At 65.7% G+C, this 14,401-nt stretch carries 14 protein-coding genes; 9 read left to right on the top strand and 5 right to left on the bottom strand.

Annotated elements, in window-relative coordinates; translation table 11 throughout:
- Nucleotides 1–226 precede the first annotated feature (226 nt).
- The 4 genes from AC0QTX_RS01940 (at nucleotide 227) to AC0QTX_RS01955 (ending at nucleotide 3,237) form a co-directional block, all read left to right on the top strand.
- Nucleotides 227–1,105, top strand: coding sequence for a methyltransferase domain-containing protein (locus tag AC0QTX_RS01940; protein ID WP_474602134.1), 879 nt, complete (start codon nucleotides 227–229; stop codon nucleotides 1,103–1,105).
- 81 nt (nucleotides 1,106–1,186) lie between these two features.
- Nucleotides 1,187–1,552 (top strand): DUF427 domain-containing protein, encoded by a 366-nt coding sequence (locus AC0QTX_RS01945; RefSeq protein ID WP_474602135.1) that lies wholly within the window; start codon nucleotides 1,187–1,189, stop codon nucleotides 1,550–1,552.
- 93 nt (nucleotides 1,553–1,645) lie between these two features.
- A complete protein-coding gene (locus AC0QTX_RS01950) occupies nucleotides 1,646–2,794 on the top strand; it encodes an iron-containing alcohol dehydrogenase (RefSeq protein ID WP_474602136.1) in 1,149 nt (382 codons plus the stop codon).
- 8 nt (nucleotides 2,795–2,802) lie between these two features.
- On the top strand, nucleotides 2,803–3,237 hold the full coding sequence (locus AC0QTX_RS01955) for an acyl-CoA thioesterase (RefSeq protein WP_474602137.1): 435 nt from the start codon (nucleotides 2,803–2,805) through the stop codon (nucleotides 3,235–3,237).
- Here the strand turns inward: AC0QTX_RS01955 and AC0QTX_RS01960 are convergent.
- The 3 genes from AC0QTX_RS01960 to AC0QTX_RS01970 form a co-directional block, all read right to left on the bottom strand.
- Nucleotides 3,221–4,147, bottom strand: a complete 927-nt coding sequence (locus AC0QTX_RS01960) for a DMT family transporter (RefSeq protein WP_474602138.1) — start codon at nucleotides 4,145–4,147, stop codon at nucleotides 3,221–3,223. The two genes, AC0QTX_RS01955 and AC0QTX_RS01960, sit on opposite strands and share 17 nt — an antisense overlap.
- Nucleotides 4,148–4,155: 8 nt before the next feature.
- Nucleotides 4,156–4,566 (bottom strand): (deoxy)nucleoside triphosphate pyrophosphohydrolase, encoded by a 411-nt coding sequence (locus AC0QTX_RS01965; protein WP_474602139.1) that lies wholly within the window; start codon nucleotides 4,564–4,566, stop codon nucleotides 4,156–4,158.
- Between the two features lie 238 nt (nucleotides 4,567–4,804).
- On the bottom strand, nucleotides 4,805–5,197 hold the full coding sequence (locus tag AC0QTX_RS01970) for a hypothetical protein (RefSeq protein ID WP_474602140.1): 393 nt from the start codon (nucleotides 5,195–5,197) through the stop codon (nucleotides 4,805–4,807).
- Nucleotides 5,198–5,551: 354 nt separating this feature from the next.
- Between AC0QTX_RS01970 and AC0QTX_RS01975 the strand changes: the two genes are divergently transcribed.
- Nucleotides 5,552–6,241 (top strand): hypothetical protein, encoded by a 690-nt coding sequence (locus AC0QTX_RS01975; RefSeq protein ID WP_474602141.1) that lies wholly within the window; start codon nucleotides 5,552–5,554, stop codon nucleotides 6,239–6,241.
- Between the two features lie 78 nt (nucleotides 6,242–6,319).
- Nucleotides 6,320–6,703 (top strand): hypothetical protein, encoded by a 384-nt coding sequence (locus tag AC0QTX_RS01980; protein WP_474602142.1) that lies wholly within the window; start codon nucleotides 6,320–6,322, stop codon nucleotides 6,701–6,703.
- A 33-nt stretch (nucleotides 6,704–6,736) separates the two neighbouring features.
- On the opposite strand, the gene argJ is transcribed toward AC0QTX_RS01980, so the two are convergent.
- On the bottom strand, nucleotides 6,737–7,978 hold the full coding sequence (gene argJ, locus AC0QTX_RS01985; protein WP_474602143.1) for a bifunctional glutamate N-acetyltransferase/amino-acid acetyltransferase ArgJ: 1,242 nt from the start codon (nucleotides 7,976–7,978) through the stop codon (nucleotides 6,737–6,739).
- Nucleotides 7,979–8,142: 164 nt separating this feature from the next.
- On the opposite strand from argJ, the gene AC0QTX_RS01990 reads away from it, so the two are divergent.
- Nucleotides 8,143–8,355 carry a hypothetical protein gene (locus AC0QTX_RS01990; RefSeq protein WP_474602144.1) on the top strand — a complete coding sequence of 71 codons (213 nt, stop codon included), beginning with the start codon at nucleotides 8,143–8,145 and terminating at the stop codon, nucleotides 8,353–8,355.
- A 207-nt stretch (nucleotides 8,356–8,562) separates the two neighbouring features.
- Here the strand turns inward: AC0QTX_RS01990 and AC0QTX_RS01995 are convergent, their stop codons facing one another.
- Nucleotides 8,563–9,465 carry a peptidylprolyl isomerase gene (locus AC0QTX_RS01995; RefSeq protein WP_474602145.1) on the bottom strand — a complete coding sequence of 301 codons (903 nt, stop codon included), beginning with the start codon at nucleotides 9,463–9,465 and terminating at the stop codon, nucleotides 8,563–8,565.
- 248 nt (nucleotides 9,466–9,713) lie between these two features.
- Here AC0QTX_RS01995 and secA point away from each other — a divergent pair, with 248 nt between their 5' ends.
- The gene (gene secA, locus AC0QTX_RS02000) at nucleotides 9,714–12,524 is read left to right on the top strand and encodes a preprotein translocase subunit SecA (RefSeq protein WP_474602146.1); all 2,811 of its coding nucleotides are present in this window, start codon (nucleotides 9,714–9,716) and stop codon (nucleotides 12,522–12,524) included.
- A gap of 92 nt (nucleotides 12,525–12,616) precedes the next feature.
- The gene (gene abc-f / locus AC0QTX_RS02005) at nucleotides 12,617–14,239 is read left to right on the top strand and encodes a ribosomal protection-like ABC-F family protein (protein ID WP_474602147.1); all 1,623 of its coding nucleotides are present in this window, start codon (nucleotides 12,617–12,619) and stop codon (nucleotides 14,237–14,239) included.
- Nucleotides 14,240–14,401: the final 162 nt, after the last annotated feature.

Here is a 14,401-nt window from a genome sequence, read left to right on the forward strand (position 1 = left end):
TGACGGGTGAAACCTTTCCGGCGCCTCCGCCCCGTCATGGCCTTGTGCCGGCCATGACGGGGCGGGTGTCATTCCCGGGAGGACGCGTCAGCGGAGGGGAAGGGAATCCATAGTGCTGAACGTGCAGGTGGATCCCCTTCCCGCACTTCGTGCACCGGGGATGACAAGCGCGAGTTCCTAAAAACTCCTTGGACCTTCGCTCGGCACACGCCATATCCAGCGCCTCATGAGCACGCCCCTCGTCTTCGACCGTTCCCTCGTCCGCCGCCGCCTGTCGCGCGCGCTGCACCAGGGCTATGCCGACTTCCTCCTGGTTCGCGCCGTCGAAGACCTGGAGGACCGGCTCTCGACCGTGTTGCGGGAGTTCCCGCTCGCGCTCGACGTGGGCACCCCCACCCCGGCCGCGGCGGAAGCCCTGCGCCGGAGCGGGCGCGTCAGGACGGTGATCCGCCTCTCGCCGGTGCAGGAGCCGGGGGGCATCCTGGGCGACGAGGAGCGGCTGCCGTTCTCGGGCGAGCGCTTCGATCTCGCCGTATCGCTCCTGTCCCTCCATTCCGTGAACGATCTGCCGGGCTCCCTCATTCAGATCCGGCGCGCCCTCAAGCCCGACGGTCTCTTCGTCGGCGCGCTGCTCGGCGGAAACACCCTCACCGAGCTGCGCCAGTCCCTGACGCAGGCCGAATCGGAGGTGGAGGGCGGCGTCAGCCCCCGGGTGGCTCCGTTTGCCGACCTGCGCGACATCGGCGGCCTGCTTCAGCGTGCGGGGTTTGCCCTGCCGGTGACGGACTCCGACATGGTCCGGGTGCGTTATGCCGATGCCTTCGCGCTCATGCGCGACCTGCGCCTCATGGGGCTGACCAACGCGCTGAACGACCGTCGCAGGACCCCGCTGCGGCGCGCCACCCTGATGCGTGCGGCCGAGATCTATGCCGAGCGCTTCGGCGAGCCCGATGGGCGGATTCCCGCGACCTTCGAGATCGTCTGGGTCTTAGGCTGGACGCCTCATGAAAGCCAGCAGAAGCCCCTGCGCCCCGGCTCCGCCAAGGTGCGGCTGGCCGATGCCTTGGGCGTGAAGGAGGGCGTGCCGAAGCCTGAGAAGGAGTAGCCGGCCCGCTTGCGCCTTGGGGTGCAACCAGGTTGCCCTATCTTCATTCTCCAGAGAGCCTGTCTTGGAGAAGGAAGCGCCATGAAGGAGCCCGGCCCGGATCACCCGATCACCGTTACGAAAAACCCGAACCGCATCCGGGTCATGCTCGGCGGCTTCATCGTCGCGGAGACCACGCAGGCGCTCACCCTGCAGGAGGCGAATTACCCGCCGGTGCAGTACATCCCCCGCGAGGATGTGCACATGGACCTCCTGGACTCGACCGATCACCACACCCATTGCCCCTACAAGGGCGAGGCCTCCTATTTCACCGTCAACGGAGGCGGGCTCGTGCGGGAGAATGCGGCCTGGAGCTATGAGCAGCCGTTCCCCTCGGTCGCCACCATCAAGGAGCATCTCGCCTTCTATCCGAACAAGGTGGACGCCATCGAGGAGTTCACGGACTAGGGCGTTCTCCTAAGGGCGTAAGGGATCCGGGTTGCTGCCTCGGCAGGCACAAGGCATCTTCGGCGCACATAAATCCCATCTCGGGAAGCATCCATGTCGCCGTTCATCTTCAACACCGCTCCGTCTCTCGTCTTCGGCTCCGGCAGCATCGCGCGCTTAGGGGAAATCGTCGCCCATCGCCTCGGGCCCCGGGTGGCGCTGGTCACCGATGCAGGGCTGGTGAAGGCCGGGCTCATTGCGCCGGCCCTGCACGCCCTGGAACAGGCCGGAATTGCCGTCGATGTGTTCGATGCGGTCGTGGCCGATCCGCCGGAAGACGTGGTGCTGGCTGCCGTTGAAAAGGCAAAGGCCTTCGATGCCAGGGCCGTGATCGGCTTCGGCGGCGGCTCCTCCATCGACGTGGCGAAGCTCGTGGCGCTGCTGGCTGCCAGCGGCGAGGCTCTTGCCGACATCTACGGCGTGGGAGCCGCGAAAGGACCGCGTCTGCCGCTGCTCGCCATCCCCACCACGGCGGGCACGGGATCCGAGGTGACGCCGATCTCCATCGTCACCACCGGGGCGCATGAGAAGAAGGGCGTCGTCTCGCCCCTCATCATCCCGGACATTGCGCTGCTCGACCCCGACCTCACCCTCAACCTGCCGCCCCATGTAACGGCAGCCACCGGCATCGACGCGATGGTTCACGCCATCGAGGCTTATACCTCGACGAGCGCCAACAACAATCCGGTCTCGCAGGCGCTCGCCAAGGAGGCCCTGCGCCTGCTTGGCCGCAACATCGAGCGCGCCGTGCATCAGGGCCAGGATGTGGAGGCGCGCTCCGCCATGCTGCTGGGCTCCATGCTGGCGGGCCAGGCCTTCGCCAATTCGCCGGTGGCGGCCGTGCATGCGCTGGCCTATCCCATCGGCGGGCATTTCGGCATTCCGCACGGGCTCTCCAATGCCCTCGTGCTGCCGCATGTGCTGCGCTTCAACGCGGGCGCCTGCGAGCAATCCTACGCGGAGCTCGCCCCTCATGCCTTCCCGGAGCTCGAAGGCCGCGCGACCGGATCGGCCTTCGTCGAGGCGCTGGCCTCCCTCTGCACGAAAGTAGGCTTGCAGCCGCGCCTGCGCGATGTGGGCATCCCGCAGGAGGCCGTGCCGATGATGGCCGAGGATGCCATGAAGCAGACCCGCCTTCTGGTGAACAACCCGCGACCGCTCACGCTGGACGATGCGCGCGCGATCTACGAAGCGGCCTGGTGAGACGCACCATGACGGAACGTCCCTCGCGCCCCGGCCGCTCGGCCTTCCGGCTGTTTCGTCCCATCGCCACCCGCTGGATGGACAACGATGCCTACGGGCACGTGAACAACGTGCATTACTACTCGTATTTCGACTCGGCCGTGAACGGCTGGCTCGTCGAGAAGGGGCTTCTCGCCATCACCGAGAGCCCCGTTGTCGGCCTCGTGGTCGAGTCGGGCTGCACCTATTTCGAGAGCGTCGCCTTTCCCGACGCGCTGGAGGCCGGCATTGCGGTGGCGCATCTCGGGCGCTCATCGGTGCGTTATCGGATCGGCATCTTCAAGCAAGGGGCTCAAGCGGCGGCGGCCCAGGGACATTTCGTCCACGTCTATGTGGATCGTGAAACCCAGAAGCCGGTGGAGATCCCGCCTGAAACGCGGGCCATGCTCAGCGAGCTGGTCTGATCCGTCCGCTCAACGACACGATGGCGACGCCCGACAGCACTACGGCGCCGCCGATGAACTCGCGCAATCCGATTGTCTCGTTGAGGAAAAGGACGGCGAGGACCGCCGTCCAGACCGGCTGGAGATACCCGACCATCGAGGCTCGTGTGGGGCCGGCGCGGCGGATGAGGCGCATGAACAGCAGGATCGGCAGGGCGGTCGAGACGATGCCGAGCGCCAGCAGCGAAGCCGCGCTGTCCGGCACGGCTGCGAAGGCTGAAGGGCCTGCGACGACGAGCGCCAGCGCCGTTGCCGGAATGGCGGAGCAGATCTGCTGACCGAGAGCGAGACGGGACGGGTCCGCATGCCTGATCGACCGGACATAGAGGTTCGCGCTGGCGTAGCTGAGGGCGGTCGCCACCATGGTCAGCACCCCCCAGGGACTGATGCCGCTGTTCGGCAGGGCCGCAGGTCCGATGAGAATGCCCATGCCCGCAAGGCCGACGAGGACGCCTGCGAAGCGCCGCAAGGTCAGCCGCTCGTCCACGAAGAGCAGGTGCGACAGAACCGCGACGATGAGCGGGCCGGAGGCCTGGATCATGGCCGCCGGAGCGGTTCCGATCTGGGTCAGCGCATGAGCCACGAGCACGTTCGGGATCCAGCCGTTGAGGGCGCCGAGAACCACCCAATGGTGCCACTGGCCGTTGTCGGGGCGGATGCTCTTGGCCTGCACGGCAAACCACAGGCCAAGGACGGACGCCCCTATGAGGCCGCGCATGGCAGCCAGCACGAAGGGGTTTATGTCTCCGCTCAGCTTGATGAACAGGAAGGAGGTCGACCACAGCATCGAGCAGACGAGGAGGTTCGTGGCCAGGAAGACCGGGGTCGGGGCTGCGGGAAGCGCGGCGGCTTGCCCTTGTGCGGAGGACATGCGCGATCTCAGACCAGGAGATCGACCAGGAAGGGGATCAGCGGCTCATCGGCCGGCGGCATGGGGTAGGAGCGCAGATCCTGCGGCTTGACCCATTTCAGCCCCTGTCCCTCCAGCGGCTGCACGAAGCCCTCCCAGCGGCGGCAGACATAGAGCGGCATGAGCAGGTGGAAGGTCTCGTAAGGATGGCTCGCGAAGGTCAGCGGCGCGAGGCAGGGCTCCTTCACGGTGATCCCGAGCTCCTCTCGCAACTCGCGGATCAGCGTTTCCTCCGGCCGCTCCCCCGGCTCGACCTTGCCGCCGGGAAACTCCCACAGGCCCGCCAGCTGCTTCCCCTCCGGCCGCTGCGCCAGAAGGATGCGGTTGTCCGCGTCGATCAACGCGACGGCAACGACGAGGGTGAGCTTGAGAGGGGGCACGTCGGAGATCCGCTTGGGCGCATGGCGTGAAGGGTCGGGGCCGGTTCTTAGCCTGTTTTCCCGGTCGGGGCGAACTGAATCTCGTGCGCGCTACGGCGCAGGTCCGGCGGCTTCCTGCGACACGATCATCGAAAAAGATCAGGCCCCATCTGCGGGATTGCCGACTGGCCTGCAGCGAGAGTCGAACGCGCAGCTCCATGCCGCTGTGGAGAAGCCTTTGTCCTATAGGGATGGATTTTCAGGGCAGGGTCACGGAGCCGCCCGTTCCAGTCCCGCCTGTGGCCGTGCCGCCGGTGGATCGGGCGGACGATGTGCCTTGCACATTCACCCTGGTGCGCGTTCCGTGCGTGCCGATCCCCAGGGCGATGCCCGCACCTGCTCCGTTGAGGAAAGCCGTCACGGGAGCCTGTGCGAAACCCGCTGCAACCGGCGTGTAGCGGCCGGGACGATCTTCAAACAGAACCACGTTGGTTGGCGGGGTCACCCCGTCTCCCGGATTGGACACCATGGCGACGCGCTGGTTCGTGGACAGAACGGTCTCACGAACTGTCATCGAATTGCAGGCGGACAGGAGAGAACCCAAGGTGCAGACAGCGGCAATGCAGGGTTTCGACAGTGGTGCTGCCAGCATCGCGAGCCTCCCGGATCAGAACTCAGCCACTTTAAGTGGGTCTCAGCAGCAGGGCCAGAAGCTATGCCGGATATCCGTAGACCTTGATTACTACCCCCTTCGAAGATGCTGGTTGAGGGGAAACGCCAAGCTTGGGCAGCGGGGGATCGGAATTTGCCGATCTTGGCAGTAATATTTTTCATATATTTATTGTGAACAAAGTCATCTTACGTTAGTTTTCGCGACAGACGGGCCAGTATTCGCCGTCCAATACTTCCCTAAATGCGGGATATCTTCAAATAACGGGGTTATTTTCACATCCGAAAGCTATGGGCCATCGGAATTCCTATGGTTTTGGCCTGAAGGAGAGAAATCATGAACTTTCCGAAGATCGCAAGATATGCCTTGATTACTGCTTTTCTCGCAGGAAGCTCATCTGTTGCGCTTGCGCAGGCGACAGGTGGAGGCGGGTCCGCCACAGGAGGTGACGCCACCAGCGGCGACGCGACAGGCGGCAGCGCCTCGGTTGGCGGTGGAGGAGGCGGAACCTCGACCGGCGGGAGTGCCACGAGCGGTGAGGCCACCGGTGGCGCCGGCACATCCAGCGGCGGTTCCGGCGGCAGCGGAACCGGCGGCAACGCCACGAGCGGCGATGCCACAGGCGGCGATGCGTCCGTTGACGGCGGCGGGGGAGGAACGGCCACGGGTGGCAATGCCACGAGCGGCAACGCCACAGGGGGAGCCGGCAGCGTGAATGGCGGCACCGGCGGCGGCACCGCCACGGGCGGGAATGCCACGAGCGGCAACGCTACGGGCGGAGGTGCCAGCGTGGGTGGTGATGCGGGTGGCGAGGCCATCGGCGGCTCTGCCCTGAGCGGAAGCGCCGTTGGCGGTAGCGGCACTGTCACGGGCGGCGGTGGCGGCACGGCAACGGGCGGCAGCGGCCTCAGTGGAACGGCAGCCGGCGGCACCGCTTCCGTCGGCGGAACCGGCGGGGGTGGTACCGGCGGCAGTGGTGGTGGGACCGGGGCCCCGGTGATCAACTCGGATCGCACGTCTGATTAGTTAGACAAGAGGTAGCCCGGCTGCGGAGTTTTGGCCGGGCTACCTTCATCGATCCTCGAAGCCCGCCGGAGGTTCGCCATGATCCCAAGGATTCTCGCCGGGCTGATGCTGGCAACTGCAATCGTTCCCGGTTTTGACGGCAGGGCGCTCGCGCAGGATCCTGCCGTTTCCCAGGGCCGATCGCATGGTGGATCGGCAACGGGCGGTGCCGCTCGCGGGGGCGATGCACTCGGAGGCACGGCCCGCGGGGGAGACGCCAAAGGCGGCAGCGCTGTCGCTGGGCGAGCCGAATCCGGCCAGTCGAACTGCGAGCCGGCCCTCATCAGGGGCGCCGATGCCAAAGGACAGAATGGGGTCGGCGTCAACGCGCGAGGAGGCGATGCTCGCGGCGGAGACGCGATGGGATGCAACGCCAGAGGTGGAGATGCCGTCGGCGGCAGCGCCACAGGGCAACCCCACTGATCTCCCTCGCGGAGCGCAGGATCGGGAACCCGGTCAGCTCCGGTAGTCGCCGTTGATCTCCACATAGGCCTTGGTGAGGTCGCAGGTCCACGCAGTGGCCTCGCCGCGGCCGAGCCCGAGATCCACCCGGATCGTGATCTCGTCGCCCTTCATGTAGGCGGAGGTCCTGGCCTCGTCGTAGTCCGGATCCCGGGCACCCTTTGCGGCGACCCGGATATCGCCGAACCAGATCGCCAGCTTGTCCCGCTCGGCGGGCTCGCCGGCTTTGCCGACGGCCATGACCACGCGGCCCCAATTGGCGTCCTCGCCGGCCACTGCGGTCTTCACCAGGGGCGAATTGGCGATCGCCATGGCGATGCGTTTGGCTGACGTTGCGCCCGTTGCGCCGGTCACCTTCACGGTCACGAACTTGCGCGCGCCCTCGCCGTCGCGGGCGACCTGCTGGGCCAGATCGCACAGGAGGCCCTCAAGCGCCGCACGGAACTCCTTGAGGCGCCGGTCGCTCGGCAGCGAGATCGCTGGCGCGCCTTTGGCGGCGGCGGTGCCGGTGGCGAAGAACAGGAGCGTGTCCGAGGTGGAGGTGTCGCTGTCCACCGTCACGCAGTTGAAGCTCTTGTCGGCACCCTTCTTCAGCAGCGCCTGGAGCGTGGAGGCGGCGATGGGCGCATCCGTGAAGATGAAGGAGAGCATGGTCGCCATGTCGGGGGCGATCATGCCGGCACCCTTGGCGATGCCGTTGATCGTCACGTCGACGCCGCCGATTTTGGCCGTGCGGGTCGCCACCTTCGGAAAGGTGTCGGTGGTCATGATGGCCTTGGCCGCATCGGTCCAGCCGGTGGGCCTGGCCTTCTTCTCGCAGGCCGCGAGCACGCCTTCGAACTTGGCGGCGTCGAGGGGCTCGCCGATGACGCCGGTGGAGGCGATGAACACCTGGGAGGCGCGGCAGCCTGCGGCCTCGGCGGCGATGTCGGCGGTCAGCTTCACCGCTTCCGCGCCCCTCTTGCCGGTGAAGGCGTTGGCATTGCCCGAGTTCACCACCAGGGCCCGCGCCGTGCCCTTCGTCAGGTTTTTGCGGCACCAATCAACCGGGGCGGACGGGCACTTGGAGCGGGTGAAGACGCCTGCCACGGCCGTGTCCTTCGGCAGCGTCACATAGAGCACGTCCGTACGGTTCTTGTATCGGATGCCGGCCTCCGCGGTGGCGATCCTGACGCCCTCGAGGGAGGGAAGCGTCGGAAACGACGTGGGCGCGAGCGGAGACACGGTCTTGGACATGAGGAACTCGGGAAAGAGCCGATGGGATACGACGTTGCGACCGCGACCTGTGGTTTTTTAAGGCTTTTTGTCAAGTGCAAGCTTCCCCGGCATAGCGGCCGCAAGGCGGAACGACGCTTCGCCCCTGCCGTCGACCCGGTCCTCGAGAACAATGGAGGCCTTCCATGACGGGCAAGCACCCCAAGATCCAACCTCAGGACCGTCCCCGCAGCGATCTCGAAGTCGATCCAGGCATCGGCCGGTCGAAAGGCTCCACCATGGCCGGCGAAGACCCGCGCGATCTCGACGGCGGTTCGACCTTCCAGGGCGACGTGGAGAACCAGACCAACCGCGAAGGCGGCGTCGATCCAGGCCGGATGGGCCGGACGAACAAGTAACATCCCCAACACTGTCATTCCGGGGCCGCGCAGCGGAGCCCGGAATCCATAAACACGACGTCTCAAATCAAAGTGAGCCGCGTGCCGCCTCGTCCTGGATCGTTAGGGGATATGGATCCCCGCCTTCGCGGGGATGACAGTGAGAGCTTCCTCAAACGAAAAGGGCGGCCCTTAAGGCCGCCCTGAACATTCCCGAAGCTGAAAACCTTACGGCTGCTTCTGCTCGACGAGGTTGCCCTTGTCGTCCAGGCGCTCGACCTTGGCGTTCTTGCGCAGGCCGAGGATCAGGTCCTGCTGGGCCTTGCGGGCAAGGTAGGTTTCCACCTGGTCCTTGGTCTCCTCGAAGGTCGGAGCCGGCTTGTTGCGCTTCTCCTCGACCTTGATCACGTGCCAGCCGAACTGGCTCTTGACGGGATCGGAGATCTGGCCGGCCTCCATCTTGAAGGCCGCTTCGGCGAAGGGCTCGACCATGCGGTCCTTGGTGAAGAAGCCGAGGTCGCCGCCATCGGTCTTGGAGCCGGGGTCCTTGGAGACCTCGCCGGCCACCTTGGCGAAGTCCTCGCCGCCCTTCACACGGGTCGCGATCGTCTTGGCCTCGTCCTCGTTCTCCACCAGGATGTGGCGGGCGCGGACCTCCTGCTCGGCCGGCACGCTCTTGACAGTCTCTTCGTAAAGCTTGCGGGCAGCCTCCGTAGTCACGGCCTTCTTGGCTTCCTGGTCGAGGTATGCGTCGAGGAGGGTCTTGTCCCGGTTATAGGCGAGCTTGCGGGCAAATTCGGCGCCGCTGCCGACCTTGGCGGCTTCGGCCGCCTTGGCCCCGAGCTTCAGGTCGATCAGGTAGCCGGTGAGCAGCTCGCGCTTCTGCTCATCGGGAACGTTGGGCATCTGCAGGGCCGAATCCTCGGACGCGATGGCGAGGTCGCCTTCCGTGATCTCGACGCCGTTGACCCGGGCCACCACCTTGGCGGGATCGACGGCCGGAACGGCCGCAGGCGACGTTGCGGAGGCCGCAGGGGAAGCAGGGGTCTGGGCGTAGGCGGTGCCGGCCAGGAGCGGCAGGGCGACGCCGAGGGTCAGAAGGCTCTTTCGGACGTTCAGTGAGCGATTCATTGTGTTTCCTCTGGTGAGCGTGATCGCCCACGGACAGCGACGATCAGATGGCCGAATGTGTTTACGTTTGCAAGTGATGGCATATTTATGTCACAGCATCGCCGCTCGCGGGGTGTTGAAGGCCCTCCGGACGTTCCTTGAGGCTGCGCCACTAAGGGCGCAGCCTTTAAGATGCACTCTGGGATGATTAGGTCTATAAGGCGGCGCAAACGCTCCTTGTCTCTTTACGGAATTTTCGAAGGCTCCCGATGTTCGGTTCTCTCGCGAAGAAAATCTTTGGCTCGGTCAATGATCGCCGGCTGAAGTCCTACCGGCCCAAGATCGCGGCCATCAACGCGATGGAGGCCGAGCTTGAGGCCCTGTCCGACGAGCAGCTGCGCGCCCGCACGGAGGACTTCAAGGCCCAGCTCGCGGCCGGCAAGACCCTGGACGACCTCTTGGTGCCGGCCTTCGCCACCGTCCGCGAGGCGGCCAAGCGGACGCTCGGCCAGCGTCACTTCGACGTGCAGCTCATCGGCGGCATGGTCCTCCACGAGGGGTCGATCGCCGAGATGCGGACCGGCGAGGGCAAGACCCTGGTGGCGACCCTCCCGGTCTATCTGAACGCGCTCGCCGGCAAGGGCGTCCACGTGGTCACGGTGAACGATTACCTGGCCAAGCGCGACTCGGAGTGGATGGGCCAGATCTACCGCTTCCTGGGGCTGTCCGTCGGCGTCATCGTCCACGGGCTCGACGATGTGGAGCGTGCCCAGGCCTATGCGGCCGACATCACCTACGGCACCAACAACGAATACGGTTTCGATTATCTTCGCGACAACATGAAGTACGAGATGGCGCAGATGGTCCAGCGGGGCCATAACTTCGCCATCGTGGACGAGGTGGACTCGATCCTGGTCGACGAGGCCCGCACGCCGCTCATCATCTCGGGCCCCCTCGACGACCGCTCCGAGCTCTACAACGCCATCGACGTGGTGATCCCGCGCCTCGACAAGAAGGACTACGAGCTCGACGAGAAGCAGCGCTCCGTGGCGCTCACCGAAGACGGGACCGAGAAGATCGAGGGCCTGCTGCGGGAGATCGGCCTCCTCAAGGAGGGCGACCTCTACGACGCCCAGAACGCCACCCTGGTCCACCACATGAACCAGGCGCTGCGCGCCCACACCCTGTTCCAGCGCGACAAGGACTACATCGTCCGCAACGGCGAGGTGGTCATCATCGACGAGTTCACCGGCCGCATGATGCAGGGCCGCCGCTATTCGGAAGGCCTGCACCAGGCGCTCGAGGCCAAGGAGAAGGTCCAGGTCCAGCCGGAGAACCAGACGCTGGCCTCCATCACGTTCCAGAACTACTTCCGCCTCTACGACAAGCTCGGCGGCATGACCGGCACGGCGGCGACCGAAGCCGACGAGTTCCTGGAGATCTACAACCTCGAAGTGGTCGAGATCCCGACCAACCGTCCCGTCGCCCGCATCGACGACGACGATGAGGTCTACCGGACGTTCGAGGAGCGCTACAAGGCGGTGATCCGCGACATCGAGGAAGCCTCCGCCAAGGGGCAGCCGATCCTGGTGGGCACCACCTCCATCGAGAAGTCCGAGCATCTGGCCGATATGCTGATCAAGGAGGGCTATACCCTCATCAACTTCGAGGATCCGCTGGCGCTCGAGCCCCTCTACCGCGATGCCCGCGCCGGACGCGGCACCAAGCACTTCGCGGTGCTGAACGCCCGCTTCCACGAACAGGAGGCCTTCATCGTCGCCCAGGCCGGCGTGCCGGGCGCGATCACGATCGCCACCAACATGGCCGGCCGCGGCACCGACATCCAGCTCGGCGGTAACGCCAAGATGCGCGTCGAGCGTGAACTCGCGGGCGTCGAGGGCGAGGAGCGCGCCCGACGCGAGAAGGAGATCCTCGACGAGGTGGCGTCCTTCAAGGAGAAGGCGCTCGCCGCCGGCGGCCTCTACGTGCTCGGCACCGAGCGCCACGAGTCGCGGCGCATCGACAACCAGCTGCGGGGCCGCTCCGGCCGCCAGGGCGATCCGGGCCGCTCCAAGTTCTACCTGTCGCTCCAAGACGACCTGATGCGCATCTTCGGCTCCGACCGCATGGACGGCATGCTGCAGAAGCTGGGTCTCAAGGAGGGCGAGGCCATCATCCATCCGTGGATCAACAAGGCCATCGAGCGGGCGCAGGCGAAGGTCGAGGCGCGCAACTTCGACATCCGCAAGAACATCCTGAAATACGACAACGTCATGAACGACCAGCGCAAGGTCGTGTTCGAGCAGCGCAAGGAGTTCATGGCGCAGGAGAGCGTGCGCGAGACCATCGACGACATGCGCCACGGGGTGATCGAGGACATCGTCTCCCGCGCCATCCCCGAGCAGGCCTATGCCGAGCAGTGGGACGTGGAGGGCCTCAAGGCGAACGTCCTCAACTTCCTCAACCTCGACCTTCCGATCGAGGAATGGGCTAAGGAAGAGGGCATTGCCGACGACGAGATCCGCGAGCGCATCACCAGGGCGGCCGACGAGGCTTACGCCCAGCGCATCGAGGCGAACTCGGCCGAGGTCATGAACTACGTGGAGAAGCAGGTTCTGCTGCAGAGCCTCGACCATCTCTGGCGCGAGCACCTCGTGACCCTCGACCACCTGCGTCAGGTCATCGGCTGGCGCGGGCTCGCCCAGCGCGATCCGCTCAACGAGTACAAGTCCGAGGCCTTCGAGCTGTTCAATGCCCTGATCGGTCATCTGCGCGAGCAGGTGACGGGCCAGCTCATGCGCATCCAGGTGGTGTTCCAGCAGCCGGAGCCGCAGGAACTGCCGCCCATGTTCGCCCAGCACCTCGACCCGGCCACCGGCGAGAACGAGTTCGACTTGGCCCGGGGCAGCGCCCTCGGGGCCGGGCCGGCTCTCGGCTTCGCGGCCGCCGCGGCGATTGAGCCGACGCCTTCCCGCGACCCGAACGACCCCTCGACCTGGGGCCGCGTCAGCCGCAACGAGCCGTGCCCCTGCGGATCGGGCAAGAAGTTCAAGCATTGCCACGGACAGTTCGTGGCCTAAAGCCGCCACTCACTGAACCATATCCATGAAAAAGCCCGGCCCCATGGCCGGGCTTTTGCTGCGCCGCCCAACATCTTCAAGTTTCAAAGACCATGATTCGCATCGAGAACGTCAGCAAGCAGAGCAGCCATCGGATCCTCTTCATCGAGGCTTCCGGAACCCTTCAGAAAGGGGAAAAGATCGGCCTCGTGGGTCCCAACGGCGCGGGCAAGACGACGCTCTTCCGGATGGTCACCAAGGAGGAGCAGCCGGACGAGGGCCAGATCTCCGTCGATCGCGGCATCACCATCGGCTATTTCAGCCAGGATGTGGGCGAGATGGCGGGCCGCAGCGCTGCGGCCGAGGTGATGGAGGGCGCAGGCCCCGTGAGCGCGGTGGCAGCCGAGCTGCGCGAGCTCGAAGCCGCGATGGTGGACCCGGACAAGGCCGGCGATCTCGACGCGATCATCGAGCGCTACGGCGAGGTGCAGGCGCGCTACGAGGAACTCGACGGCTACTCGCTCGAAGGCCGGGCGCGGGAGGTTCTCGCGGGTCTCGGCTTTTCCCAGGAGATGATGGACGGCGACGTCGGCGCCCTGTCGGGTGGGTGGAAGATGCGCGTGGCGCTCGCCCGCATCCTGCTCATGCGGCCGGACGTGATGCTGCTCGACGAGCCGAGCAACCATCTCGATCTTGAGAGCCTGATCTGGCTCGAGGACTTCCTGAAGGGGTATGACGGCGCGCTGCTCATGACCTCGCACGACCGCGCCTTCATGAACCGCATCGTCAACAAGATCATGGAGATCGACGGCGGCTCGCTCACCACCTATTCGGGCAATTACGAATTCTACGAGCAGCAGCGCGCGCTGAACGAGCAGCAGCAGCAGGCGCAGTTCGAGCGCCAGCAGGCGATGCTCGCCAAGGAAATCAAGTTCATCGAACGCTTCAAGGCGCGCGCCTCCCATGCCGCTCAGGTGCAGAGCCGGGTCAAGAAGCTGGAGAAGATCGACCGGGTGGAACCGCCGAAGCGCCGCCAATCGGTGGCATTCGACTTCCTGCCGGCGCCGCGCTCGGGCGACGATGTGGTCGTCCTGAAGAACGTTCACAAACGGTATGGCAGCCGCAGCATCTACGAGGGCTTCGACTTCGGGGTGCGCCGGAAGGAGCGCTGGTGCGTCATGGGCATCAACGGCGCCGGCAAGTCGACGCTGCTGAAGCTGGTGGCGGGCGCCACCGCGCCCGATGTGGGATCGGTGACCATCGGGGCGAGCGTCAAGATGGGCTATTTCGCCCAGCACGCCATGGAGGTGCTGGAGGGCGACCGCACGGTGTTCGAGTTCCTGGAGGATTCCTTCCCGCAGGCCGGGCAGGGGTCCCTGCGCACGCTCGCCGGCTGCTTCGGCTTTTCAGGAGACGATGCGGAGAAGAAGTGCCGCGTACTCTCGGGCGGCGAAAAGGCCCGCCTCGTGATGGCCAAGATGCTCTACGACCCGCCGAACTTCCTGGTGCTCGACGAGCCCACGAACCATCTCGACATCGCCACCAAGGAAATGCTGATCGATGCGCTCTCGCGCTACGAGGGCACCATGCTCTTCGTCTCGCACGACCGCCACTTCCTGGCCGCCCTGTCCAACCGCCTCTTGGAGCTCACGCCGGAGGGCGTTCACCAGTACGGCGGCGGCTACACCGAGTACGTGGCGCGCACCGGCCAGGAGGCCCCGGGGCTGCGGCACTGAGCGAGCGGCCCCATTCAAAGCCAAAAAGCCCGGCCCCACGGCCGGGCTTTTTGCTGCGGTGACGCCAGCCTGAGGCAAGCATCGTGAGGGATAAGGCAGGGAACCCGACAACCTTTTCGAAAAGCGTCCGTCACAGGTCGCTCTTCACATTTCCTTCCTCAC

This window comes from Microvirga sp. jy35, from assembly GCF_056148915.1.